The 26396-nt window shown below is 45.1% G+C and carries 26 protein-coding genes; 17 read left to right on the forward strand and 9 right to left on the reverse strand.

Translation table 11 applies throughout. The annotated features are described in order from the left end of the window. Window positions 1–154: 154 nt before the first annotated feature. From ACS5NO_RS13780 to ACS5NO_RS13790, 3 genes are all read right to left on the reverse strand, one after another. A complete protein-coding gene (locus ACS5NO_RS13780) occupies window positions 155–478 on the reverse strand; it encodes a hypothetical protein (protein ID WP_439415683.1) in 324 nt (107 codons plus the stop codon). A gap of 1517 nt (window positions 479–1995) precedes the next feature. Next, window positions 1996–2136, reverse strand: a complete 141-nt coding sequence (locus ACS5NO_RS13785; protein ID WP_439415684.1) for a hypothetical protein — start codon at window positions 2134–2136, stop codon at window positions 1996–1998. A 210-nt stretch (window positions 2137–2346) separates the two neighbouring features. Continuing rightward, the gene (locus tag ACS5NO_RS13790) at window positions 2347–3072 is read right to left on the reverse strand and encodes a hypothetical protein (RefSeq protein WP_439415685.1); all 726 of its coding nucleotides are present in this window, start codon (window positions 3070–3072) and stop codon (window positions 2347–2349) included. A 1037-nt stretch (window positions 3073–4109) separates the two neighbouring features. Here ACS5NO_RS13790 and ACS5NO_RS13795 point away from each other — a divergent pair. The 6 genes from ACS5NO_RS13795 (at window position 4110) to ACS5NO_RS13820 (ending at window position 9172) form a co-directional block, all read left to right on the forward strand. After that, window positions 4110–5075, forward strand: a complete 966-nt coding sequence (locus ACS5NO_RS13795) for a replication initiation protein (RefSeq protein ID WP_439415686.1) — start codon at window positions 4110–4112, stop codon at window positions 5073–5075. 296 nt (window positions 5076–5371) lie between these two features. Next, complete coding sequence (locus tag ACS5NO_RS13800; protein WP_439415687.1) at window positions 5372–6136, forward strand: hypothetical protein; 765 nt, start codon at window positions 5372–5374, stop codon at window positions 6134–6136. Between the two features lie 35 nt (window positions 6137–6171). Next, on the forward strand, window positions 6172–6594 hold the full coding sequence (locus ACS5NO_RS13805; protein ID WP_439415688.1) for a DUF4265 domain-containing protein: 423 nt from the start codon (window positions 6172–6174) through the stop codon (window positions 6592–6594). Window positions 6595–7014: 420 nt separating this feature from the next. Continuing rightward, window positions 7015–7446 carry a hypothetical protein gene (locus ACS5NO_RS13810; protein WP_439415689.1) on the forward strand — a complete coding sequence of 144 codons (432 nt, stop codon included), beginning with the start codon at window positions 7015–7017 and terminating at the stop codon, window positions 7444–7446. A 17-nt stretch (window positions 7447–7463) separates the two neighbouring features. Further along, window positions 7464–7886 (forward strand): hypothetical protein, encoded by a 423-nt coding sequence (locus ACS5NO_RS13815; RefSeq protein ID WP_439415690.1) that lies wholly within the window; start codon window positions 7464–7466, stop codon window positions 7884–7886. Further along, the gene (locus ACS5NO_RS13820) at window positions 7886–9172 is read left to right on the forward strand and encodes a metal-dependent hydrolase (protein ID WP_439415691.1); all 1287 of its coding nucleotides are present in this window, start codon (window positions 7886–7888) and stop codon (window positions 9170–9172) included. The genes ACS5NO_RS13815 and ACS5NO_RS13820 overlap by 1 nt, the downstream gene beginning before the upstream one ends. Here ACS5NO_RS13820 and ACS5NO_RS13825 read toward each other — a convergent pair. Further along, window positions 9138–9575, reverse strand: a complete 438-nt coding sequence (locus tag ACS5NO_RS13825) for a hypothetical protein (protein WP_439415692.1) — start codon at window positions 9573–9575, stop codon at window positions 9138–9140. The genes ACS5NO_RS13820 and ACS5NO_RS13825 overlap by 35 nt on opposite strands. 180 nt (window positions 9576–9755) lie before the next feature. On the opposite strand from ACS5NO_RS13825, the gene ACS5NO_RS13830 reads away from it, so the two are divergent. Next, complete coding sequence (locus ACS5NO_RS13830; RefSeq protein ID WP_439415693.1) at window positions 9756–10436, forward strand: uracil-DNA glycosylase family protein; 681 nt, start codon at window positions 9756–9758, stop codon at window positions 10434–10436. A gap of 273 nt (window positions 10437–10709) precedes the next feature. Further along, complete coding sequence (locus tag ACS5NO_RS13835) at window positions 10710–11462, forward strand: leucine-rich repeat domain-containing protein (protein ID WP_439415694.1); 753 nt, start codon at window positions 10710–10712, stop codon at window positions 11460–11462. Window positions 11463–11630: 168 nt separating this feature from the next. On the opposite strand, the gene ACS5NO_RS13840 is transcribed toward ACS5NO_RS13835, so the two are convergent. The 3 genes from ACS5NO_RS13840 to ACS5NO_RS13850 all read right to left on the reverse strand — a co-directional run bounded on the left by ACS5NO_RS13840 (window position 11631) and on the right by ACS5NO_RS13850 (window position 18451). Then, window positions 11631–13013, reverse strand: coding sequence for a hypothetical protein (locus ACS5NO_RS13840; RefSeq protein ID WP_439415695.1), 1383 nt, complete (start codon window positions 13011–13013; stop codon window positions 11631–11633). 262 nt (window positions 13014–13275) lie between these two features. Beyond that, the gene (locus ACS5NO_RS13845; protein WP_439415696.1) at window positions 13276–16665 is read right to left on the reverse strand and encodes a patatin-like phospholipase family protein; all 3390 of its coding nucleotides are present in this window, start codon (window positions 16663–16665) and stop codon (window positions 13276–13278) included. 46 nt (window positions 16666–16711) lie between these two features. Further along, complete coding sequence (locus ACS5NO_RS13850) at window positions 16712–18451, reverse strand: hypothetical protein (protein ID WP_439415697.1); 1740 nt, start codon at window positions 18449–18451, stop codon at window positions 16712–16714. 319 nt (window positions 18452–18770) lie between these two features. Here ACS5NO_RS13850 and ACS5NO_RS13855 point away from each other — a divergent pair, with 319 nt between their 5' ends. The 3 genes from ACS5NO_RS13855 (at window position 18771) to ACS5NO_RS13865 (ending at window position 23173) form a co-directional block, all read left to right on the forward strand. Continuing rightward, window positions 18771–20288 (forward strand): tyrosine-type recombinase/integrase, encoded by a 1518-nt coding sequence (locus tag ACS5NO_RS13855; RefSeq protein ID WP_439415698.1) that lies wholly within the window; start codon window positions 18771–18773, stop codon window positions 20286–20288. Between the two features lie 369 nt (window positions 20289–20657). Beyond that, window positions 20658–22568: a hypothetical protein gene (locus ACS5NO_RS13860; protein WP_439415699.1), complete on the forward strand. Its 1911-nt coding sequence runs from the start codon at window positions 20658–20660 to the stop codon at window positions 22566–22568. Between the two features lie 83 nt (window positions 22569–22651). Continuing rightward, window positions 22652–23173, forward strand: a complete 522-nt coding sequence (locus ACS5NO_RS13865) for a YpsA SLOG family protein (protein WP_439415700.1) — start codon at window positions 22652–22654, stop codon at window positions 23171–23173. 45 nt (window positions 23174–23218) lie between these two features. Here the strand turns inward: ACS5NO_RS13865 and ACS5NO_RS13870 are convergent, their stop codons facing one another. Then, entirely contained in the window at window positions 23219–23539 is a 321-nt protein-coding gene (locus ACS5NO_RS13870) for a RodZ family helix-turn-helix domain-containing protein (protein WP_439415701.1), read from the reverse strand. A 153-nt stretch (window positions 23540–23692) separates the two neighbouring features. Here ACS5NO_RS13870 and ACS5NO_RS13875 point away from each other — a divergent pair, with 153 nt between their 5' ends. Next, window positions 23693–23875: a hypothetical protein gene (locus ACS5NO_RS13875; RefSeq protein WP_439415702.1), complete on the forward strand. Its 183-nt coding sequence runs from the start codon at window positions 23693–23695 to the stop codon at window positions 23873–23875. 47 nt (window positions 23876–23922) lie between these two features. On the opposite strand, the gene ACS5NO_RS13880 is transcribed toward ACS5NO_RS13875, so the two are convergent. Beyond that, complete coding sequence (locus ACS5NO_RS13880; RefSeq protein ID WP_439415703.1) at window positions 23923–24264, reverse strand: SLOG family protein; 342 nt, start codon at window positions 24262–24264, stop codon at window positions 23923–23925. Window positions 24265–24413: 149 nt separating this feature from the next. On the opposite strand from ACS5NO_RS13880, the gene ACS5NO_RS13885 reads away from it, so the two are divergent. The 5 genes from ACS5NO_RS13885 to ACS5NO_RS13905 all read left to right on the forward strand — a co-directional run bounded on the left by ACS5NO_RS13885 (window position 24414) and on the right by ACS5NO_RS13905 (window position 26355). Continuing rightward, entirely contained in the window at window positions 24414–24737 is a 324-nt protein-coding gene (locus ACS5NO_RS13885; RefSeq protein WP_439415704.1) for a hypothetical protein, read from the forward strand. A 54-nt stretch (window positions 24738–24791) separates the two neighbouring features. Next, complete coding sequence (locus tag ACS5NO_RS13890; protein WP_439415705.1) at window positions 24792–24944, forward strand: SymE family type I addiction module toxin; 153 nt, start codon at window positions 24792–24794, stop codon at window positions 24942–24944. Between the two features lie 73 nt (window positions 24945–25017). After that, a complete protein-coding gene (locus ACS5NO_RS13895) occupies window positions 25018–25248 on the forward strand; it encodes a hypothetical protein (RefSeq protein ID WP_439415706.1) in 231 nt (76 codons plus the stop codon). A gap of 66 nt (window positions 25249–25314) precedes the next feature. Beyond that, on the forward strand, window positions 25315–25929 hold the full coding sequence (locus ACS5NO_RS13900; RefSeq protein ID WP_439415707.1) for a hypothetical protein: 615 nt from the start codon (window positions 25315–25317) through the stop codon (window positions 25927–25929). A gap of 63 nt (window positions 25930–25992) precedes the next feature. Further along, a complete protein-coding gene (locus ACS5NO_RS13905) occupies window positions 25993–26355 on the forward strand; it encodes a DUF3846 domain-containing protein (RefSeq protein WP_439415708.1) in 363 nt (120 codons plus the stop codon). The last annotated feature ends 41 nt before the right edge of the window (window positions 26356–26396 follow it).

The following is a 26396-nucleotide window of genomic DNA, read 5'->3' on the forward strand; positions in this document are numbered from 1 at the left end:
CTTACCTTAGGAAAATAGCCCTGTTTATTTAGAATCAACGAGTCCGTGCGTGAAACTTTACAGACTTACTCAAGCATCAACAACAGGCAAAGGTAGCCCCATTTTGGAGCGTCCTTTGCCTGCAACAATAGCGATAAAACATCAGTGGAAAATTTCAAGGAACGGTTACAACATTTCCTTGGCGACACCAAGCATGTATGTCTGTCGTCCAGCCGTCGTTTTCCGAATATCGGTAGTCAAAGATTATTCTTCCTCGATCCGTGCTAATGCCTCTGGTTTCGTCTTTCTGTAACCAGCCGGAATAAATCAATGCACCCTTCGTATTATCAGCATTCTCAGGATAAATGCGAATCAGCATTTTACTTCTTGCTTTTATGGTGCCAGATTCAACTAGTGCAGCACCCATACAAAAAGGTATTACAATGCAAAGTGTAGCAAATAACTTTAAATGGCGGCTTGCTTCATTTAAAACATTCATAACAGGGAGTATTTTTTTTAAGGTTGCTTTGGGTTACTAAGGGCTATATAACCAGTACCATCCTCAATATTAGTGGGTCGAAGAATAATATTATCCCATCCTGACCCAGTATACCATGACACCGATCCATCGGCATAGTGTATAGTAAGGCTAGCATCAAATTTCCATTCGTCCCTTCCATGGGCTCTTGCCCCTATACTAATTCTTCCATACTTTAAGATTTCATCTTTAGTGGTACTTGGACTATGAATTTTCAGTGGTATGGTAACTGTGTTGTTGTCCCAATGATCCCCAGATCGGTCGCTACTACAGCATTGTAAAGTTGCAACTTGACCATACATGTGAGGCCCGCTTGGAACAGTTTTGGGGTTATCTGCCCGCATTGAGACACGAACTTGTGTATTCCAATCTTTGTCATCGCCAGTCGTACGAAATGTTATTTCTGCGTATACTATCGTAGGCTTATTAGTATTTGTAAATGCTCCTCCCGTTGTCTGTGCCTTGGCTGGACAAAACCAGTACAACGTCACAAAAATAAGCCAAGAGTATATTTTCATATCAAACAATTTTAAAAAACTCTGCGAAACATAAAGTATTATAAATAATGCATGTATAGTAAATGCAATACTAAATAATATTTAGCAATAAAAAGAAAGATTATCGTTTTTTTCTAATTAATTATTCTTACTGGCCTCTTCCTATATTTTAAAGCGGTTAATGACTTAAGATCGTATATTCATTTGTTAATTTTTCTTTTCAAATATTACTTCTGCTGGTAACCCAAATAGCGTATTAAGAGTCCGTAAGTGATTGTATTTGTAACGCCAATTTTTATTTTTTTCCTTAGTATCTTCCAGCGAAAAAACCAGTTTGCAGAAATAAAACTTCGATTGAATGATTCGATAAGCGCAATGCTGGTGGGTTTTTCAAGTGCTAAACTAAGTGGCATGAATATCGTATTCGCTGTTGAACTAAGCAAGGTTTTGTGGCCTTGAGAGCTTCTAAAATCAACTTGGTTTTGAAATAGGAGCCGTAAACGCGCCAAGTTAACCTAGACATGATTAAACATTTTGTAGATCTAAGTTAATTGGTTTTACTTATTCCTACTGTCCAGTTTGGAGAGCATTATAGTCCATGCTCCAGTGTTCATATAAAGTAGAAACAATAGACTCTTGAATCCTATGGGTAGCCGCACTATTCCGCCTTTGACGTTTTCTGCGTAAATTCAGTTTCTCCTGACAGTAAATTCGATATACCCGTTTATGATTATCGCGCAGCTTTCTTTTCTTAAGAGTGTAAAAATCCATTCAAACCCATAGTGGATATGGACTTGATCGATTTCTTTGATACATGTTATCTTTGCGACGTGGTTTATAAAACACAACAGACGGATTGATCATCATGATGGAATAGGCTACAGAAAGGTTTCAAAGCTGCAAGCGTCATTCCAGATCTATAACCCCATACAATTACAAGAGTATGAATTCTAATTGTCTCAAAACAAAATTGTGTCCAAATCACTGCTTTTCCCTTACATACAACGACACCGTTCCATGCCCAAAGCTCCTGGGATACGTGGCCAGTTCCCGATCTGCCAGCTTGTTGTCATAGGGCACCGGTCGGGTGATGTATTTGGGATCAACGAAGATCACGTTCATGCGTTCATTTATTTTGCCCTCCACACGCTCGGAATGCTTCAGCAGGTGTCGTTATCGGTTCCCGCTTTGGTGCGCTCAGCGTCCTCAAAATAGCGGAAGGAGCAATACCAATATTTGTAGTAATTGGAAAAGCACAGGTCTTAGTTGTCCCGCTGGTCCCGGATTGCCCGCAGCAGGGCATCGGTTTCCTGTAGCTCTTTCCGGCCGACACTACTGGCTGACTATCTTTTTTCGTACGTATAAGGTTGTAACACCCTGCTTGAATTGATTTGGGTATGTCTCCAGCTCTCGATCAATGAGTTTATTATCCTGCGGTACCGGTCGGGTGATGTAGTAGGGATCAATGAAAATAATATTAAGCCGTTCATGCACCTGCCCGGCGACCCGCTGGGTGTGTTTTAACAGGTGTTCCATGGAACTGGCCAGTTTGGTTTTTGCATCGTCCTCAAAAAACCGGTAGGAGCAATACCAATACATGTAGTAATGGTGGTAATTGCTGAAACAAAACTGGTAAGCGTCCGGATCGTTCCTGATCTGTCGCAGCAGATCATTCGTTTCCTGCAATTCCCGTTGCTGGTTGCTGCTAAGCTGACCAACCAGTGACCGGTTAAACAGAAGCTCCCGGTGTTCCCGCAAATGCCGCATGACCAGATCCGGATGAGCGTCACGGTCGATGGTATATTTGTGTTTGGAAAAGAAGGAAAGCGAGATGGCCGGCAAGTCAAAGTTTACCAGTTTCAGATTTTTGTAGGGCTGGCCAGGGCGGTAATACGGCCGGTAAAACTCCATGTATTTCGCCGGCACGAAATAATATTCAAGCTGGCTGTCGACCGGTAAGGCACTGACCTGGTTGACGATGGGTTGAAGCGAAATCGCCTGGTCTTTTAGTGCCAGCCGAATGGCTTCAATCGGTGCATTATTCACTCTTTTTGCCATAAAGCCGTAGTCAGTTGAAATAATAAAATTTAGATACTTATTTACTATAAGAGTAAATATCTATATTCCTTTTTAGCTTCGCAACACTTTTTGACTTTTCCACATTTTTTTTTCCTTAAATGCCAGAATCAAGTCAATAGTAAAATTTTAATGGTTTTTGAATTGAATATTGTGAATAGTAGCGTCTGGTAATCAACTTGTATCTTGCTGATAACAAATAGTTTGAATGGGGGTAAATACCGCTTCGGGCAACGGATTCCCTACTTCAGGCAACATAATCCCTACTTCAGGCAACGTTTCCCCTACTTAAAGGCAACACAATCCCTACTTTTGGGTGTCTTCAGGCAACGTTTCCCCTACTTCGGGCAACACAATCCCTACTTCAGGCAACGTTTCCCCTACTTTTAAAATCGACTTATCCACATTTCACATCATCACAGGCAACGGTTTCCCTACTTTTTCGATGTGTTTCAGGCAACAGGATTTCTATCTGGAGATGATAAAATCTAATTTGTGTATCGATTTTCAGGCAACATAATCCCTACTTTCAACAGGGAAATGAGTCCCGGTGCCAGACGCTAGGCGGTTTTACCCGATTAGAACGGATGTATTCCTCAAATGGGGAAGTTAGCTCGGCTCAATTCCGTCGAAAATACGCTTTTAGAGTGAACTGGAGCCATTTTAGTTAACATGATACACCTCCATAAAAGCTTAAAGCAACGAAAACCCTACTTTGGCTAAAAAGTAACAAAACATGAATTTTTTTTTGAGGATATATGTGACAAAAACTGGCCACTAAATATCTGAAAATCAAATATTTAAAAAAACATATAATATATTGAAATAGTTTTATTATTGGTTATCCCCTTTTGAACCTATATTTTAAGTATACATTTCAACAAAGCCTTTAAGCAACGTTTTTTCTACTTTTCCATATAGGTAACAAGTAGTTAGTACAGGCAACATCAAATTTACTGACGTTGCTTTTCGGCAACATAAATTATTCCTATATTGCCCATGGACCGATCTAGTTTGTTATGGAAGCAGTACCGATTATTAAGGAGCCGCTCATTCTCCTTCTGGCCAAAAATGATTTTTCGATCATCGAGCGCCGGATGTACTGGTCGGTTTTGACGGCGATTAAAAGCCAGCAAACCTTAAAAAAAGGGGAGGAGATACCCAATGCCCGGACGTCGCAGAATATGGTCTTTCGGGTTCACATTTCTGACCTCTTTGCCAATGGCACCAAACCCAGCATTTCTGATCTGAAAAAAGCAGCGGAACGGATTACGTCCCGGCGCATCGTGTTCGAAGGAAAAAACGACCTTTCGTTCAGTTACATCATTCCCTTTCCCAAAGTCCATTACCAGCGCGGCTACATCACCATCACGCTTTTTGCGGACGTGGTGCCCCTTTTTATCAATCTCAGCAAAGGCTACAGCCAGTACCAACTCAAGGCCGCCATCTCGCTGACCAGTGAATATGCCCAGTTGCTTTATCCGCATCTGTGCCGGTATCTGGACACCCAAATGATGCGAATTAATCTGGATGAATTGCGTAAACTGTTGGGCGCCGAGAAATACGCGCGCTATTCTAATTTCAAGCAACGCGTACTGGATGTCTCCCTGACCGAAATCAATGAACGAACGGATGTGTCGGTATCGATGCAGGAAAGCAAGGAAGGCCGGTTTGTCAAATGGCTGACATTTAGCATCCGGAGGAAGCACCCGCGGGAAAAAGAATACCAGGCCTTTTTGAAGGAAATGGATACCGCCCAGAATCTTCCCGTAGAGGAACTGCGACGGTATGCGGTTTCTGTGTTCCACTATTTCAAATTCTCCGCCCAGCAGCAGCAGGACATCCTGAATGACGAAGAAAAACTGAATGCCTTCATCCGCGCCGAAAGTTACATCGCCCAGGGCGTCAAGGACATTGATGATCCGACGGCGTATGTGGCGGCATCTGTGTTTGGCTATGGGAAGAAAAATTCAGGGAATAAATAAAATCTTCTGTATCTGCCCCGAATTTGCCCAACAATGCACGGTTAATTGATATAGGCGTTTACGCCGGTTGCATGAATAGACGGTATAAACTGCTTTTCGGGAAACACCTGTACCCTGCGAATTATTCTGTATTAATTTCTGATTCGAGATCCAAAATACTGGGGAGCATAAAGTATTCAACTTTCCCTGAAAATGTACCGGCCAGGGAAATAAACGAACCAGTTTCCAACGCTTTACGGGACTACATACTCTTTCCAACCAGCGAGGATAACCTTTTTGACGTAAACTCAACCACGATGAAAACTTTCATTTGCTGTGCGTTCATTTTGCTGGCTTTGTCTTGCCAAAAAAACGGATCTGACCTTGTCAATCCGGCGCATGACACCGTATTAGCCGAATATCCTGACTGGTATACGCTCAAAGCACCCGTTGACAAAGACATCCTGGGTGTGTGGGGCGATTGGGATAATACATTGCTCATCTCCACGGGCTTTGCGGTTTTCCGATCAACGGATCAAGGCCGTCATTGGCAACAGGTTCTTGAGCAGAAAATCGGCCTGTTTGGCTTCGTGCAGAATCAGGACACTTTGTTTACCATGAGTGGTCTCACGAATCAGTCCAATAAAGAATTCTATCAACAGGTGCTGGTTCACGCCAATAACTACAGTTTAGACGATGGGAAGACCTGGCAGCCCTACACAAGACGAAATCCATTGCTTGCGGATATTCCCACCCATAATGCCGTCGATAAACGATTACTCATTAACCCCGTTGTTACCTCATCAGGCACCGGATACAAAATCAATCGGGTTTTCCTGAATGGTCCAGCGGCCACGGTAGGTCAGTTTGAAACGCCTGGCGTGATCACCGCTACGGGTCGCCGGATTGATTTGCCGCAGTTACACCAGATTCAGAGCCTCTACCTCGATGGTCACGAGAGATTGTACATTGCCGGCACCGACGCCGTCTGTGGCCGGGGGCATTCCGGGGAGGGTTTTTCGTTTTGCAACAGCAAACAGGGCAGGGGGGTCGTCTACATTTCCAAGCGGCCTTTACCTTAGCCTGCCATTATGCTAATCATACAACCAGTTGCACAATGGATTTAGTAAAGATCGTTTTTGAATGTGAAGATGAAGAGGGCACGTCACTGGAGAGTGTGTGGGCTACTCCGGTGGGAGAGAATTATAGAATTGAGAACATCCCTTTCTTCGCTACTTCAATAGCTTTTGGAGACATCGTCAGCGCAAAAGAAGAAGACGGCGAGCTTTTATTTGGTTCGCTGGTCGAAGCCTCCGGACACAGCGTGGTTCAAATAATCATTTTTGATGAAAAAAATGTCGAAGCAGTCATGCAGGATCTGGTCAATTTGGGCTGTACCTGGGAAGGGAGCCATCTGCCCACTTACCTTGCTTTAGACGTTCCACCACGCGTCGATTATCAAACTGTACAAGGCTATTTGGAAGAAAAGACAACTGCGACAATCCTTGGATACCAAGAAGCCTGTTTAGGCTTTTTGTAGGTAACGGGCGGTTAGTTGGATCACTGGTGTCAGGACTTCACGGACTGGGTATGAGGCAGTAAAGCTTTTACAAACTGCAACCAAAGCGATCGCACACGAACGTTTAGAAAGTCAACGTTTTCGCACAACCTGATTGCTCTGGCTGGCCATCCCGCTTGGATTAGCCAGAAATTCATAAAGACACGGCTTGCTCAAAATTCTTCTGAATTTTCCACCATAGCAGTATCATAGAATCCACCAGCCAAAACTGTATACGCCTACAGGCTTCCTTTTGGATCCAACAAGTAATCACAAACCGCTATCTAATAACCTAGTTGTTACCCTATAAATCAACCAGTTACAACGAATAGTAAGTATCAAGACAAATTTTGGATAGCTCCTTATGATTCCCTACCATTGCGATTCAAACGGTTACCGGACATGAACAATCGCGCGGTTTACTTCAGCCATCCTTTGCTTTTATTCGTTGGTCTAACGCTCCTTTTCAGTTCCTGCCACCCCAACGGCGTTTCACCATCCGTTTACACTTTGTTGGTTAAACAATGCAATGAACCATTACTGAACCTTTGGCCCTACGATTTCAGCATCGATGTGTATTATTTCCCGCCCGAAACCAATTGGGATGACGCCTACGAGGAAGTGGCCACCGAGCGGTATTCACCCTCTGAAATCATTGAGCTGAAAGCGACGGACTTTGATCTGATCGGTGATTTCAATCTGAAGCTCAAGCCGGATCAGGTGGTCGTGCTGTTCCTTTACTCGACCACGCTTCCCCACCTCACGGCTGAAGCGCAACTGGAAACGACACACGGCCGCAGCGGGAAAATTTGCATCGAGTACAAACAGAAGTAATCAAACTCAAACTTCTTATGAACGACGAATCTGCCAAATTAACGATGACCGATACGATTCTAAATCGTCTGATCGACCAAAAGATTGACATAACTCCACTCCCCAATAAGCACCACCGGGAGATTCTGTCGTATTCCTCCAATTGGAATAACAAGCTGATGTGTGACAGTTTTACAGTTTTCAGACCCTTTGATGCGGTTCTCTATGCCAAAGGGAAAGAATTTGATGTATACCTGGCAGGTAGATTCCTGAAACGGGCTGTGGTGGTCGATGTGCAGGTGATGAGCCTGGATCAGGTTAGCGAATGGGTGGCCCGGCTGGAAACAGGCCAGAGCCGACACGTCTTTGTCGGAATTGTAAAGAACATTTACCGGGAGCACAACTTTGATTACAATTCGCAACACTGGTCCTGGATGCTGATGCAAACCGTCATGTTCTGATGCAATCCTTTAATCACGTGGCCGGTGGATTCGCCTTCACCGGTTTATTTGCATCCTTTGCCGATGTGAATGTCTATGAGCGGTTTGACACAATGGCCGTCATCACGGTGGCCACGCTGCTCCCCGACATCGACCACACCCGAAGCACCATCGGAAAAGCCGTTTACCCGCTCGCCCGCTGGCTTCAGCGCAACTACGGTCACCGCACCATCACCCACAGCATTTTCTTTTACGCTGCCGTCGTCCTGGCAACCCGGTTACTGGATAACCTGTTTCACCTCCACTACACGCTACCGGTTTCGCTGGCCCTGGGGAGTCACCTGATATTCGATATGTGTACCCGGCAGGGGATTCCGATCTTTTACCCTTTTTCAAAGCGGCCCGCGGTGCTGCCGGCGAATCCCAAGCTGCGGTTATCGGTCAATGATTACCGGGCGGAAGTGGTTGTCTTTCTGCTGTTCTGCTGCCTGAATCTGTTTGCCTTCCCGCTCATGGTAAACGGTTTCTGGACGAAATACAACCAGTCGTTCAACACGTTTGATCACCTGGAACGGGAGCGGCTTCGAAAACCGGGTGACTACGGCGCGACCCTATTGGTCAATGGCGATACGGTTTCCGGTACGGTTTTCCGGCAGACGGACAGCAAGCTGATTCTGTATCAGGGACGGGATTTCAAAACCTGCGAATTGAACCAATGTCGGCTGCTCAGTTTTAAACGATTGCCCACCCGGCACGAAATGAAAGAGGTCGGCTTGTTTCAGATCGGGATTGACAGTTTGAATACCTGGTTGGAAAAACCGGTCGTGAAAGTTTCCGTGCAGAGCGAACGGGAAATCCATTATTACGTGGGATCAATCATGAAAAAAGGAACCGAAATCAACATGGAGTTTCCGAACCAAACCCGGTTTATGCAACTGGAAATCGATAACCGGGAAACCCAGGCGCAGTTGAAACTGCTGACCATCGACTACAATGCGCAGCGCCGGGAATATGCCAATAAGGTGTTGACACTGGCGGAACTGCGGCACAAGCTGAGAATGGAAACCAGCCGGAAAGGAACCAGCGACTACGACGAAGGCAAACGACTGGACTCCATAACGGAGCTGAGCCGAAAGATCGACGGTTTTGTGATTCCCAATCCACCGGATCGGGAACGGTACGAGACGCAACGGGCAATTTTGAAAATGAAGCTGCTGGAAAATGACAAGTTGAATGCACACCTTTTAATCTGGCATGGCCAGAATTATAAAACTAAAGAGGCTTACCGTTCTGATCAATCGCTATAGCGACAACCACTTTAACATCTGCCCTTGTGGTATTAATGATATTGCTGATTTTATTATTTGTATCATAACTTATACTAATAGCTCCAACCTTAGTTAATCGCCCATACTTAGGGGTTCCACGGTGACTATTTTCGTATTCGAACTCCGTGGTTCCTATTTTGGTAATACGCCCATGCTTAGGGGTTCCACGATGACTATTTTCGTATTCGAACTCCGTGGTTCCTATTTTGGTAATACGCCCATGTTTAGGGGTTCCACGGTGACTATTTTCGTATCGGAACTCTCCAACTCCATTTGCTGAGATTCCGGTAATTTTGCCGACAGATGAGACCAGCACAATGATCTGGGCATTTGAAAAATGTGAGAAAAGGCCTGCCAACACAGTGAGGGTAATTGCTTTCATGGTTTATCAAAAAGTTAAGATGGCTGATGAAGTTTACAGGGAAATCAGCATGATTCAAAACCCATTTATCGAATGGTAATTACGCTCCCCATTGCCAAGCAAAATAGCTCGCTCCTTCAATATCAACCATCAAAAAACCCTGTATCTTTCCTTTTTTCTGACCCCCACCTAATATAAAAAATGGAAAACCTTTTTACCGAGTTTCAAGCCCTTTACAAAGCCAAAAATCTACCGGATTGCGAACGGCAGTTTGTTAAAGACGGCATCATTGACCCGGTTTTGTATGCCAGTCAGCCCCGGCGTATTCTGTTTATTGCCAAAGAACACAATCTACGCGAGCAGCACGATTACGTAAACAATCACGCCGATTACCGGGAGTGGATCAAATCGGTCATGTACCTGCAGTTTGCCCACCGGCTGGGTGAATGGGCCTACGGTATTCTGAATAACTTCCCGGACCACATTGACCAGGTAAGCCATGAAGACAGGCATGCCGCCCTGAAATCCGTCGCCTTCATCAATGTCAAAAAAGCCAGCGGCACGGCCACAGCCAATCCGCATGTGATTGGTCAGTACATTGTCGAAAGCCGTGATCTGCTTCACCGGCAAATTGAATCCATCGCACCGACGGTCATTGTGTGTTGCTTCCGGTATGATGGCTACCTCAATCACCTTTTTGATCAGACGCTGGTACGAGCCGAATCCAATGCCTACAGCGTCGGCAAATGGAAGGGTATCCCTGTGATTAACTTCTGGCATCCCTCTTCCCGCAAAAGCAAACGGTTTCTCTACGAGCAGTTGAAGTTGGCCGTTGCGGAAACCCAATCCATGAAATCGACTTTGGGCCAGATGAAGCAATAACCGCTTTTCAGACCGTATTTTGGTAGCCCGGGCGAACGGGTTTTTTCTTTGTAAAATTCAAAAGCCAGCCGGGAAGTCAGCGTACACATTTGACTCGAAACCGTATACACACAATGGTCATTTTGTACACCCCCCGTACCCCCGGCCTAAAAATATCCAGTTTGCAGATCAGGAACCCGTTTCTAGCTTCTGTACAAATAGTTTTTACCTTTAATTAGACTATCGGAAAGCCCAATTGTGACCTTAAAATCTATACCCTGATTGGAAATAGGCATGAAACTTATTCGCAATGCACAGCAGGATACCAATTCGAAAGCCTGGGATGCCCTTTGTCGATATGTGGACCAGGTAGCCGACAATGGAGCTGCAGAGTTTGCCCCCCTGGAATCACTTGGGGCCGACTTATTTTCACAGATCCGAACCTTGCCGGCATCGATTAGCCGACTGAAACAAGTGAAGTATGTCTGGCTCTATGGCAGTGCGATTAGAGTGATTCCACCGGAAATCGGCCAGATGGAATCATTAGTAAACCTTGATCCCTATACGTCTTACAGGCTTCACTGGTTTCCCTATGAAATTACGCGATGCACCAACCTGAAGGATTCACGAGTCAGCACCCGGGCGCTCTACGGAAATCGGACCAACGGAATGCTGTTTCCCGACCTCAACAAGGTACGCATTGAGTACAATAGCGATGGAGTACATTGCAGCATCTGCCGCAAAACCATGGCCTACGCCGAAACTGATCAGTACTGGATTACCTTGCGTGTGGGCACGGATAATTTGCCCCTACTGGTTAATCTTTGTTCCGACGCTTGCAAACAGTTTCTACCTGCTCCGGAAGAAGGTTTTTATCCCAATCTACACAAGGGTGGCAAGTTGGTATTTCCGAAATCGGAGTTAGCCAATAGCCGGAAAAATAGCAGCAATGGGGATTCTGGAAAGCGAGCGACCATTGCACACAGTCAAATTAAATCCTCATGGGGAAAGTTACTCGGGGTGATTCGAAAAAATTGGCAACGCTGACTCATCCGGATAATAGTTGCCCCAAAATAAACCAAACTTGATAAGTTGACTCAGAATATTTAAAACGAATAAATAAACCAACCTGATTTGGGATTAACCAAAATGTGGCTCTCCACAAAGGTCATTGCCCGTCTTTACCTCAAGGAGGTCGATTTTCAGGGGCGGTTTTTAGTGTTGGGGCGTTCGGAGCCGTTCTACCACCCGGTTAATTTTTTGGTCATAATTGGTTTTGAAACCGTAAGCAATTCCAAAATTTACATAAGGAAAACTATCTTCAAAGTAAATGTTATAATCATCCTGCCCTTTCCAGCCTGCGCCGATGAAATAACTACCCGAATTGGTTTGAAAAAAGCGGTTTTGGGCTTTACCTATACCCGAAAAATGATACCGAAGATCCACATTAAACCGTTGAACCCCATTAATATAAGGGTTATTTTTTAGTGCATTGAATGCAAACGAAGCTTTGGCAATAAAGCGCCTTTTCTCAAAAACAGACTGCGAAGTCGCCTTGTTATTGGGGTCTCCATGCTCGTCGGCGATATGTTGAAACCGGTAAACGATTCGGTCCATGCCATACGCATTAACCGGCGAATTGCGTTTCAAAAGATCTTCACCGATGAGCACCGGGATTTGAAGTCCGATATAATGACTTACCTGCACGTCATAGGTAGTTTTACCGCTGGCTGGTACCGCTGCTTTAGCAGACATTAAACCGCTGACGAGTTTCTCTGCCCCCGTTTTAGCCGTTGGAGCTGCGTATTCTTTTCTGTTGAAGGTAATACCGCCCGCCAGAATGAGATCAACGGCAAAATTTCCATTATAAACATTAAATTTTCTCAAGTAATCCTGCTTGTTGATAGCGGCTACTTTATCCCGATAACCCTTTTTCAGGTAATCCTCGACCGAATTAATTTTAGCAATTGCATTATCCATAAACTGAATTTGAGAAGCGGGGTCGTGTTTACCATCCTGACCATTAGAATAGTGGTAGGCACTGATTGTTAAATACTTAAACCGGTAAACTTTAGGATCATTGTTAAATAATTTGATGATTTTATCATAGTCAGCTGAGCCTTTCCGATCCGATCCTAGGCCAATGTAAAGGGTTGCCCCCGGTTTATAGCCGGGTGTGCGTACCGGACTCGATAGGTCCCAGAATAGATAATTACGATACTTTTCCGAATAGCTGAAATTTTTCAGGATCCGGATTTGCGTCTCAATAAATACTTCCAGTAAAAACCGACTTCGGATGCCCTGAAAAAAGAAAAAACGAGGTGACGGATTGCCGGTTAATGCATAGTTTTTATGCGTAGCATTGTTTCCGAAGTGATATTCCCCTATAAAAGGAAGCGTCAGATAACTTTGCTCTGAGTTCAAAACAATCGCTTCTTTATGAATATAATTTCGTACCTGATAAACAGGGATGCTATCGGTCCCGAGTACCGGCTTACTATTGAAATAAATTGTATCGCCTTTAGTCTGAACCTGTTGCGCTTTGGTTTTGAATGAAAGTAGCGCCAGACAAACACCAGCGAATAAATAGGGTCTCATAGTATGGCTATCAGTGGTTGATCTTGGTCCGGCTTCTGGAAGGTGGTTGGTTTAAGGATCGGATAATCGAACAGGTATCTTGAATTTCTGACATTTTTTGATTGAAGTATTCGCACCTACTGAAGAGTCCGGCCTTCTGAAACAGGTACCGTTTGACTCAAACATAAGGCTGAAAGAAAAATAGAATCACCGACTCGGGTACACATTAAATCTTTTCCAACTTTTCGGAGTAATGTTCATTAAAAGCAAGTTTGAGCTGATTTTACAACAATGAACGAATGTCTTTATCGGCTAAGGCGGTTTCCAAAACATGCATACCTAAACGCCGGTAGCTTTCAAATTGGGGTTCATTAAAGAACTGGTCTGCTGTCGATTGATGAGGGAAATCCGGATTTTTAATAGCATACTCGCGGATGTCGACAGGGATGTCTTTAGTTAAAGAAGATTTCAGATAAATTAATCGGCCGGATGGCTGGTTTTTCTGGTCTTCCGGATACCAGATTTCCCCCAATGCATAGTGTTTTGTAGAAAAATTGGGTTTATCGTTCCGATGGGTAATTTTATTTACATCGATTGTGATTTCAACACCAAAATCCACACGGCAACGTCGAATGGCATTGGCCAGGCCTTCGCAAGTAAACTGATTATCCTGTTCGGCATCACCGAGTATAATCAGTCGAACCCGACGCCTGATTAATTCATAAAGCCCCATATTATCAAAATGACCGCCGTCGGACAAACAAACGAAATCTTGTGAGGTGCTGGTTTTGCTGATTAAATCATAGATTAAATAAGCCAGACCAGAACGAGGGTCAGAATGTTGCCAGTCCTCTCCTCGGGGATTGCCCAACCACCAGCCTAAACGTGCATTAAAAACGGTCATCAGAAAAGCCGTAACGGGTGAAGAGTGCGCTCCCTGATTGGGGCTGGCCGCAGCGCCGGAAATTGACATAGCTGTACTCAGGTAGGGACCACCGGGAATCGTTTTTCCATCGCTGAGCTTTTTAGGTTTATAGGCATAAAACTCGGTCGGTCGATAGCCGTATTCATTCGATACAATGCTTTGTTGATTAGCCGGTCGGGTAGGGCTGATATCGAAACCACAATGGATAGGGGTAAAAATGAAGGACTCTCCTTTTCTGTCCTGACGGTCCAGATCAGTCTCTGACACTTGACTGGCATTAAGCGTTGTATTAATGATGGGAATTGGTCCGTGATACCCCAGGCTGTTTCGGAGTAAGCATAATTTCAAATCGTCTTCATCGTCAAAACCTGTAAAAGCATTAGCGGTTTTTTCCCGATCGGTGCGTCGACGTGTCGCTGCCAGATAGCTTCGCATCAGCCGGTTTCGATAAAAATGGTGCATGGAAAACTCATTTACTCCCACACGCCAAGCTAAGGCAAAGGTCAATAATGTAGACCCAAGAAACAAAGCAGCAACGTGTATCAACGAATAGTTTGGTTCATATGCTGGCCCTGCTCCTTGAAACCAATCGGCTTTCAAAATCAGGAATATTAATTTGGTGGCGATAATTAACAGGCCAACTAAAAAGAGGTACGGCGCAATGAGCGTTAAAATATCCTTTCCCTTCGCCGTAAAAGTTTTCGGGGCAGTTTTTGGCGAGGGTGTATCCGAACTATAAGCAAGTCTGACGGCGTAGCCCACTACGGCAATCCAGCTTCCTGATAGGGATGCAAGTAAAGAAGCGGAGGTGGTTTCGATTAATTTGGCCCCTAATAAACCGATACTGCATAACACGATCCACATGAGCATACTTCGGTGTATGATGGCTCCGATACGACCCCACCATTCCCGCCGGGCATCAGGAAAATATTTTCCCAACAGAGCCATTCGCATTACGACGGTGAGACTCAACACTTCCAGAACAAGTGGGGGACCAATTACAAATGCCAGCCGCGTCCTGAATTCCTTCGTCTGAAAGAATACCGGCCAATTCAATCTTTTCTGAGGAACAATTTTATCCCATCTATCAGATAGATCTGAATTGTGTGCTAAATCCTGAATAAAGCCCCAGGCAACAGTCAGAAGTAACACCCCGAAAAGTGCGGACAGGCCGGAAAAAATAATCACCAGGATCACCGGAATGATTTTCTCTTTCCAGTTACTGCCAGGCAACTGCGTATCATAGCGCCCAAATAGGGCTACGATTAACAAGGCGATTGTGCCCACCCAGAAAATACCAAACAATAACTCAAACCGCTCTAAAAAAGTGTGATGAAAATATTTTGAATGATAAAAGAACCAACTACTAACCTGAAAGGCCGTTAAAAAGCCCAGGATTATTATCCCCAGGGTAATTAATTTAGATTTAGAAGACCCTGCGATTTTACCAGGATATAGATCCGGACGGTATCCTCCCATGCCTATACCAGCAAGCAAAGCACCGACGAACAAGAGGGAGCTAAAGATTTTAAAAGCCAGTCCTTCGTTTATGTGCTGATTGAGAAAAGGGCGGCTCCAGAAAATATACCCAACCAAACCGGCCAATAGGACGGAGATAACCAGCAGCAGAATAATTACCTGATTTAATAAAGTATTGCGAAGCCAGGTTACGCCAACAGTCCAAGAATCGGTGGACATGATATTATTGCTGGGAGCCAGGTAATTGCTAAACATGCGTAACCACCGGAGCGGGCGTAATTCCTCCCCCCGCGGATCCGTCGTTTTTTCCGGGTTAAGGCGATCCTGTACTTTTAAGAGTATTCCGTCTCGTTTGATCCAGGCTGTATACCAGGCTCCAATGTAACCACCCCCGGAAACGGTCGACAGGTAATCAAAGTTGGGTAATAAACCGGCTTTGGCAAGTCCCTGTAAAACACCCAGATTGAAGGTAGCAGATCGAATCCCCCCCCCTGAAAAGGCGAGCGCCCGGAGGTGTAGTGCCTCGGCCTGCCGAAGCGGATCGTTGGGTAGTGCATTAGAAGAAAATGGAATTTTACGGTCCTCCCGATTGTCTATAATCTCTGACAATTCCTGGCGATAGATCGATTCGAACGGCAAGGGAATCTGCTTATTAATTAATTCACTTACCAGCAAATCATCATTTTTCAGAAGCTCAAGCACAATGTTATTCGAAAGCAATTCCTCTACTTTGGTCGTTTGTTGTGTGGCGAAATCCGAAGTGCCCAAATAAGCCAGCTTAATTAAAACAGGCAAATAATCCAGGGCTTTAACCAGTTCAAAACGTTCTTCTATGTTGGTGTAAAGAATCTGTCGAATCGCTAGTCGCCACTGCTGAGGGGCAGGGTAGGGATCCGTTCGATCCTCTGCTTTTATAGACTTTTCGGTTATAGGAACATGAGAATAACAAAGTTTTGGATATAAAAGCGCCTGATTTTTGGATAGCCAATTCAATAAGGCTTTCATTTTCTGAAGCCAATCCGAAAAGGTTGTATCAAAATCGGTCAACGGATTATCGTCCGGCTGTTTGATCAATTCGCTTATCCGTTCCCGAAAAGGTTTAAATTCTTTCGCATTTTTCAGTTGTGCCAGTAACTCATCCGGATGTTGAAGGAGGATCACTTGCTCGATTCCACCATGATTTCGCTGTTGCTTTTGGGAATAGGAAATATCCTGGGCCACGGTGATAAAGGCGACTGCCCGTGCCGTTAAATCCATCACTGCATCCATATTGAGAACTGATTATCACTGGTTTCACATACAGGGCCTTATATTCTCATCCATGATGGGCGACAGGAACGACCAGACCTCCCTGATTAAGCGCGTCCAACCGGCTAAAGATAAAGTCACGACCATTTTCGAAGAACAAACGATCTGCCACCTGGGCAATGGCCATTGAAGCAGGCAGGCTAACTTTGAACTCTTTTAAATACTTGGGAAATTCTTTAACAAAGCGGTTCTTGAAATCAGCTATGCGGGCAACATCGGGACAGCAGTCCAATCCATCAATAAGCCCGTCCATGTCGGATCCAATGCATAGCGTTTTCCCCAGCATTTTTTCAACAGCTTGCTCACCGCCCAATTGCTGGGCTAATTGCATAGCATGCAAAACATGCATGTAGAATTGTCGGGGATGAATAAAGTTTTTAACATTGGTTGGATTGGCGTGCAAGTCTTTGTAGGTTTCTAACCGGACACAGTCAGCCAGCCTATCGTTATTTTGTGAGGTTTTGCCAAATACGGGTTCTGCTTTTAATTCGTTTTCTGAGATAAAATCAGTATCAGTAATGACATGCACATCCTTTAATCCATTGGCATTCATGCTGACGTTGTCAGTCAGGGGACTTTCATCAATTTGGTCAAAAACAACTCCGGTATAACCGAGAATGCGCTGATCCAGGGATAAGCCTATCAAACCATCTGAGTTAAAGATGGCTTCAATGTCCTCATTAAATAGATTGATGGTACTGACATTGAAGCCAATGCCATCAAATTTTTTACAAGGTTTGGCTAACGCAATTTTACGTTGAACAATGCCTTTGTCATTGAGTCGATTCTTTGAGGAAACAATAAAGTCTTGAAAACCAGGTTCACCTGGCTTGTTAAACCAACATCCTGTAAAACCAGCGTGTGAACAGACAATGGGCGACTCTATGGATTCTTTATCTCTAAATGCATAGAACTGTTTGCGAGCCAGCCAGCTCATGTGTTTAACGTCGGGCAGGACTTCCCGTTTATATAACTCCTTGGCAATTTGTTCCCCTAAGGGTGTAAACCCATTGCCAACCGGTCGTAATTGATCTTCATGAAAACCGCTTTCCCGAAAACCATCGGCGGAATAAGCCTGATTTGCGAATAGATCATTTCCGGAATCAATGTGGGCAATATTGATAGCAATTATTTTAACATTATCCTGTAATAACCGATCGAGATTCGTGGTAATGTCTTGAATGACAGTAACAGGATCGGTTTGATCAAATTGTCGGCGTAAACAATGAAGACCTTCAATGGCAAATACCGCATGTAATACGTCAGTATCTGATGGGTTAAAATTACTGGTAAGTAATTTTTCAATTTTCAGACCGCTGTCATTTGTCTTAAAGAGCAACTCCAGATCCCTTTCTAAAACGGCAAACGTGTCGTTGGTTTGCGCTAAAGCCTGAAAACGATCTTCGAGTAAAATATTGCCAAATCCTCCTTTTTTGACGATGTCATTGAATCCTTTATTGTCAGTTATCAATTGCAAAATTCCTCTGTCCGGGGCAAACAGGACCAGCATGGCGATTTTATAATTGCTTTGGTTTAACTGGGTCAAAGAAGCTTGAGAAGCAAGAGAACTTTCTACAAAGGGCCGCAATAAACACTTGACTAAAGGTTTAAGCGCAGCCAGAAACTCTTTTGTTGCCGTAGTTCTCCAAGGATTAAAGGTTGGCAAACCGGAAGTCGGCACTTCAGCGGGGTTAGCGAACTGCTTTTTTAGCGAGGGATGCAGGTGAGAGTCGAAGAAGAAGTCCATGGGTTGTAGGATTTATGGCTGAAAGTAGAAGATGCACGAATTGATAGCAACGGGTAATTTCCCGTATTTGTGGTTATACAGAAATCTGAATGCGGATTGACATAATAAGCACTCGGGTATGCCTCCCATTTAAAACACTTTCGGCTGAAAAAAAACGTGCTATTACAGGCTCTGTAACCACATGGGATTACAAGTACTATTTTCCGACTTCATTTTATTTTATACAGGAAAATGCCCTCAGTTTCATCAATTTGCCCGCGCTTGATTGAACAGACAATTTACTGTTTTACTTTAGCGGGACCACCAGCTTATTTCGTTCATGGAAGAACTCGATTTTCACACCCGCGAGCAACAGGAAGCCTTACTCAAAATCATCGACAATCCCCGCCATCGGCTGCTGGTCCTGCTCATGCTCGATGCCGGATGCCGGGTGACGGAAGCCCGAAATCGGGTTTGGTCGGACTGCAATTTTAAGAAACGAACGCTGGAAATTTATACCCTGAAGAAGCGCAATAAAACCGCCATTCGAACGGTTCCCATGTCGGACCGCTTATACGATGCCTTTGCCGATCTGCTGGAGGATCTGAAGAAAAAAAAGGCTGAACCCAAAGGCTACCTCTTCCCCAGCCCGACCAACCCGGAACTACCGATTGGCCGCAGCGCCGTCAACAACATGCTCAACCGGCTGGAAGCCGACAAACCGCAACTGGGCGGACTGCGGCCCCATAAGCTCCGGCATACCTTCGCCAGCAACCTGATCGCGGAAGGAACGGAGTTGATTGCGATTCGGGATTTGATGGGTCATGAGAGTTCGAAGACTACAGAGATTTATACCCACACCGATCCAATAGCATTGCGGGCGGCCATCAATGCTGCAACGCCCAAACCGACGATCTGGGAACGGTTAAAACAGCGGTTTTTTCCCCGGAAAAACCGGCGGATTAACCTGCTGAATCTGGAAGGTGATTTCACGGTCGGCCGGGACAGGGAGTTAAAACAGATTACCGATTTCATCAACCGGGATATTTCGGTTTTGTTAACTGGTTCCATTGGGATCGGCAAAACCCACCTGCTGAACAGCCTGGCGTTCGACCGAAAAACCCTGGTGATCGATGACGTCAAAGAATTCAAGAAATCGATGGCTGGTGCCTTGCTCCACGTGCTGGGAGACAAAGAAACCGTTGCCACCATGTTATACCAGACGTCCGATCTGAAAACCCTGGAGCGGAAAGTCAGCGGGGAAAGTTTGCCGAACCTGGTGCAGACGCTGATTGATGCCACCACGGCTCGTGAGTACATTCTGAAAATCGGTGACATCGACGGCATTACCCCGACGGCCGTCAAGGCCCTGACGAAACTGAAAGAACACTTTACCATCATCACGACCGCGCGAATGGTGAAGATCGATGCCACGGCATTTGTGTGGGATTTCGAAAGGGTGGAGCTGGAGAAACTGAAACGTCCGGATGCCCTGAAAATGATTTACCGACTGATGGATGATCTGGAAGTCAGCGACCTCGACGCGGTGATGACGAAGGTATATGAAACCGCAGATGGTAACCCGCGCATGATCCGGGAATTGTGCGACCGGCTGCGGAAGGAACCCTTCGTGAATCTGGACGTAGTCGGGGAGGTGTGTGATGGCTACCTCGGCCGACAGACGCAGGAGATTGATATGTCGCTGTACTTGATGCTGATTCTGGGCGGTTTTGCAATCCTGCGGTACTGGGGCCGGGAAACCGGGGAGAAGGATTTGCAGTTTCTGGGTGGGTGTATTATGATCGTGCTGCTGTTTGCGCGGTATTTCTTCAACTCGACAAAAAGGCGCGTCTTATAACGGTATAAAAAAGGGGAAATTTCCCGTATCCATATCAACCTGAACTCTGTACTTTGGCCAAAAAAAAGGTACTATCCGTAATTACGGATTAAGGTTTCCTTCGCTTTGCTTTTGACCATAAATTTTCATCCGATTTGATAGCCGCTCGGTTTCTAAAATCAATTTCCATGGCACACCAAATTTTCCAGCTATAAACCAGGAATAACTCGTGGTTCAGTTTAGAAACAGACCCGTTAATTAAAATAGTTTGTGTGACATTCGGTGAGAATTATGACCGTATAAGGTAGACTAATCATGTTTTTCTTCGCTTCAACAACTATAATTCAAAGCATTTTGCTGAACCAAATCAAAAGTCATCTTCTCTACTCCATGAAAAATTTTTACCGGTTGGGATTATTGATATTCCTCACGCTGGTGGCCAGTTCAACCCTTTATGCTCAAATCACGGTTCGATTTTCTAAATCGGAGATTACAACCCGCGAGGCTGACCAAGAAACCCTCGTTTTGCCCATATCAATCTCTGGAAAATGGCCCGCTGATCTGGATACATTTACCGTAACCATTCAAACGAGTGGAAATTCCAGTCTGAATTATGATTATACGATTACTTCCCAAAAGGTGGAAATAGTAAAAAATGAAATTACCCAGCCTGAGGTTATGATTAAAATCAAACGAGATGACTTGTTCGATGATCGGGAGCAAATTATTCTTTCTCTTTCTGTTGATGTAACAGACGAGAAGAAAGTGAAAGTTGAGAAAGATAACAATACGTTAATCATTAATATCAAAGACAATAATGCCTTCCTGGATGAAATTTTACGCCGGGTGAATACCGATCGGGACACCTCTGAAGCTGTTGGCATACTGAGTATAAAATCGTTAACTCCCAGTCTATATACCATCCGGAAGAATACCCGGGAAAATAAATCAAATACCGCCCAATCAGCAACTACCAGTCCTTCGAGTGGCACGGGAACCACAAGCAAACCCGAAAGTGAAACAACGTTAACGATTACAACGGAAGATCAGGACAAGGCACTCAACACGAGAATACAAACATATCAGCCTATTTCCAGCAAGGACAACCAAGATAGTACCTTTGAATACATTCTTACTTACCTTCAAGTAAGAATTCAAAAGGTGGAGGCAAGTATTTCTAATGGCGTCATTAGTGACCTTAAAGTGTACGCGGACATATACAAATACAAAAGTGTTACGAAACAGTACGAATACGAAATCTCTGAAATTTTCACCAATATCGTTTCCAGAAAAAAAGAAATTATTGATAGCCCGAATGTAAATACAACCAGTCGCAAGAAACGAATCCCAATTTCCATTCGGCACTTAATTTATGATTCGAGAATAGGAGAAACCAAGCTTTACGCCATCGGAATGGCTCAGGGCAGGTATAAATTTGACTTCTTAAAATTTGGTGAAGTGCTCTGGTACAATCCCAATCTGGACCGAAACTACCCGCCAGGAGATGACCCATCTATCGTTCTAAAACCGGAATCCGAACATCGGGAGAAAAAGTTAACAACCCGTACCTCATTACGTTCTTATATCAATTTAAATATCTATACGGATTTTTTATCGTTGGTAAAGGCTGAACGTGGAAATGGTTTGGTTCAAACCGAAGCATCTGCCCACATATTTTTAAACACGAAAAACAACCATAACCGGTTTTCGTACTTTTTAAATTACCTCGAACCCTACTTTAAATACTCCCGGTTTGATACCGGCTTCAATTCGGTAAATCCGGATACTACTGCGGATGGTAGAATTGGTATTAATCGAAATTTGCTGAACCAACGCAGTTTCCTAAATTTAGGAATAAAACTGAATCTCTTCAAATGGATCACCAAATTCAATAACGAGTATGAAATTAACTTATTTTCCCAATTTGACTGGGCCAATGCTAGGGGAAAAGCATTAACCCGTATTAATCCAAGCGATGCGGTTGAATACGAGTTTCAACGGGTAAACATGCTCGGAATTGGTGCCGAAGTGAAATATAAAACCGTCCTGTACCGTAATTTCGGATTAACGTCCGGTTGGAGAACCTCAAAACAAGAATTATGGAACCGACCAGGATTTGAGAATAAAAAGTGGAGTTGGTATCACTCCCCTGAATTTGAATTGTTCTATTACCCGATCTCCAATAGTGATGATAAAGTTTTTTTTCGCTTCAGAACTGTTTTGACTACCTTCCGATCTGAGCAACATTTTGTACAGCTTCAATTGGGCTATAAAGGCCAATTCAAGTTTAAATCAAATTAATTGGTTCAATCCCATCTTTAAATCACTGCCTGAAGAATGTAATACGTCAGGCAACTACCTAACTCGAAAGAAGCAGTAACACAGTGCAAGTTGACAAACTCATTTCCGGTGGACAAACCGGCGTCGATCAGATCGGACTGGAAGTCGCCCGCTCTCTCGGTATACCGACCGGAGGAACCGCCCCCAAAGGTTACAAAACCGAAACCGGTCCCAATCTGGAGTTGATAGCCTTTGGCCTGGTCGAAAGTCATTCGGCTTCGTATCCGGTTCGCACCCGACAAAATGTTCTGGATTCGGACGGCACGGTGGTTTTTGGTGATCCGGAATCAGGTGGTACGAAACTGACGATTCAAACCGCGCATCAACTCCGAAAACCGGTTCTGGTCAACCCAACGGCTTTTGAATTCCGCGAATGGCTTCTGAATCTGGAAATCCGGGTTTTGAATGTGGCGGGAAGTCGGGAGAGTAAGCTGACAGAAGTACAATCGGAGCGGACTCGGCAGACACTGCGGCAAGCCCTGGAATTCAGGTACAAAGATTTATCGAAATTCAGGACCCTCCTACAAGCTACCGATACATACTGTCGCATAAGCCACAATAATTGACTCTTAGCAGACCTGAATTGAATTCAACAGATTAAAATCAACGGGCTACTTAAAAACCAAGCCTTCTTTTTCGGCTTCCAGCTCACGAATCTGTTTGGTCAGGGCCTGAATGATGATCTCCTGATCCGAACGATTGGTTGTCACCTGATTTTGTTTCAGTACACTTCCTTTGCCGGTCATCAAAAAGTCGGCGCTGATTTGTGGATACGTCTCCAGGAATTTTCGGCAAAAATCGTAGTTCGGATTCCAGCGGCCCCCTTTCAAATTGTAGAGCTTACTCCGGTGAATATCCATTTCTTCGGCAATATCGGTCAACGAAATATGAAGTTCCTGAGCAATGGTAGCTAATATCTCCCCGAATTCCATCTCATCTGTGTTAGGTTCAAACAAATGTAGTGGAATCACTTGATAAATGTAAGATTCAGACATAGTCCTTTAAAAAATGGGTGATTGCCGATGCTGAACAGCATTCTACAGTAAGCAAATGTTGAATCCGGTGTATTCCCAGCCAACCCGCAAATGAAGCGCTTCGCCCTTACGCACAAAAAGCGGCTTGCCGACCCGGCCCATCCGGCGCGCACGTCATCCGGGGTGGGAAGGCCCGCTCCCTGCGGCCCCCAGGTCGTTCGCCCGTCTTCGTTTCTCTGCGTCGGGCTTCTCTCCACGGGGGGCCTTCGGTCGCTCCGGAGATTTGGCTTTTAGGTTGGTGGTTTGCCTGCCCAGGCCGTTGCTGCTGGCTCCCTTGTTTTTTAGATCCATATAATCCACGTTCGTTTGCCCAGGGCTTTCGCTTTTTTCAGGCTGTCGGCGGTGCCTTTGCTTTGGCCATCCCAGAGGGCCAGCACCAGGTCAGCGCCTTCAATGATCTGGCGGTTTCGAATGGGTCCGGCCGCTTTTCCATGGTGGTTCCAGTCAGCTTTAAAAACCGTCAGCGGTTTGCCGGTTTCCTGCGCGTAGCGTTCGGCCAGGGTGTCGGCGCCGGTTGCGCCCCCGCTTATAATTTCAGTGACTCCCAGTTCGTCGGCGGTTTGCTTCAGTGTCTCGTAGCTGGCGTCTGTGGCGGTTCGGCTTCCTATTATCGCTGTTTTCATAGTCCAAATATAGTGCTTTCACTTTAATTTATCAAGTGTTTTTATAATATATATTGATTATAAATTAACATTTACACTTGATTATGTAGTGAAAACACTATATATTTATACTATCAAATTCAACGAAGGATTTGATAACCCACACAGCCATGAGCAAGCCTATTATGTACTTCAAAAGCCCAAACGGTAACACCTTCTACGCTTTGCTGGAAAGCACCTACGAAAAGGTAGAATTCTATTTATCGAAAGGGCTGGTTAAAACAGCCAGCATTGAGCGGGAAGTATATTCTTACCAGGAGAATTACGAAAAGAAAGTCGATTATTTTCTGAACCAGGAAAAGTATGATGTCCTGACCCTGGACGATTATCGAATGTACCGTCAGCGTGCGATGGAATTGCTTTATGATATTTATGATCCGCGTGAGCTTGAAAATACCAATACCTTAAATGGCGTCCTGATTTCTCACCTTTGATAAATGGCCGGGTTTCGGCCCGGCTTTTCTCCCATGACCAAGCGAATCCGCAAAATGGGCTACCAGCCCCGTCAAAATGTTTACCGTCAAATTCGGTTTGTTCCCGCGCTTCTTCTGGCTGGCGTCTGGCTACAAAAAGCCGGATTTGAGCGCGGCCAGTCCGTTACCGTGACCGTTGAAAAGGGTCAAATTTTGATCAGCAACTAACAGGCTCCAACCGGGGCTAACGCCCCGGTTTTATTTGCTTGTTCACCCAATTATCAAATCAATAACAAAGCGCATGAGAACCAGCATCACCCTTGAAATTGAACTCGAAATTGATTTCAGCTACGACAGCGGCAGCCCTTCAAGCTGGGACGATGACGGCCAGCCGGACGCCGTGACACTTTCAGCCGTCACACTGGTCGGCCACCGGTTGCCCTTATCCGCTTTCTGCACCGAAGACCGGGAAGCGATGAAGGAAGCGGCTTTTGCCAAAGTGCGGGATTATTGCCCGGTTCTCGACCGCTAGTAAAGTCATACCCGAAGGCCCGGCGGGTTTTGACCGGGCCACCCTTCATTTTAAATCTTAATCACCATGAACGCCAAAAACAAACCCGGCGAAATCATCAACGAATCCACCGGCGAAGTCATCAACTTCCAACCCGCTGACCGGTTCAAGTACCTGGAAGGCCACCCCCGCCAATACCGGTTTGACGCGAAGGAAGGCGTTTTTAACATCAATGGTACGGAGAAGCTGGAAGGTCGAACGCTGACTTTTCAGCCCATCGCCTGGCGCATCTTTACCGACAATATTCTGAACATGGGCACCAAAAACTGGGCAGAGATTTTTTTCGTCGATGAAAAGAACTGTGTGTCGGCGGTTTTATTCCACGGTTACAGCGTGGACAACATTTTCCGGCTGATTGAACCCCTTTTCTACGATGATCTGACGCTGGCTGACGTGGTGATCACGGCCACCGCCGAGAAGAAGGAAAACACCAAAATCCAGCCGAAGGGAATCTACTACATTGCCACCTTCAGCTACAAATTGGCCAATCGGGAGGAAACGAAAACGCTAAAAGCATTCAGTCAGGCGAATAAAATTTTCCGGCTGGAAACCCTCACCGACATCGCCAATATCAAGACGGCTTACAATTACCACAACCCGTTCAACGAACCCGACGAAACGGAATTACTGCTACCGGCCTAACAAGAGAAAGGGGCCGGAATCCGGCCCCCTCTACCTTCATTTTAAATCTTAAACCGTAAAGGTATGCAAATCTCCGTCATCAAAATCGACGTCTACACCGAATCTGTCTACGCTATCGAAATCAATGCTAACAGTTTAAAAGACCTCTACAAAGCCGTTGGCTGCCAGACCATCGACTTTGTGGCCCGGCAGCAAAACGGGGACGCCCTTTGCGTCGATGATGAAGCCTTACTGGAAGAAGCCAAAGCGCCCTGTTTCCGCTTCATGGGTTATCCCTCCATCATTTGCGGTAATGCCCTGGTTATTGGTTCCGATTCCGAAGGCGGCAGCACCACACCCCGCACGACCCTTGAAGAAGTCCGGCAACGCGTGCGGTTCTTAGGTTTTCGCGACGTTCAGCCTGCCATCGTCGTCATTTCTTTCTGATCCCCCACCGGGCCGGTTTATTTCCGGCCCCATCCCCTCCC

Origin of the sequence: Larkinella fluvii (assembly GCF_051857545.1) — a bacterium.
In the GTDB taxonomy this organism is placed as follows: domain Bacteria; phylum Bacteroidota; class Bacteroidia; order Cytophagales; family Spirosomataceae; genus Larkinella.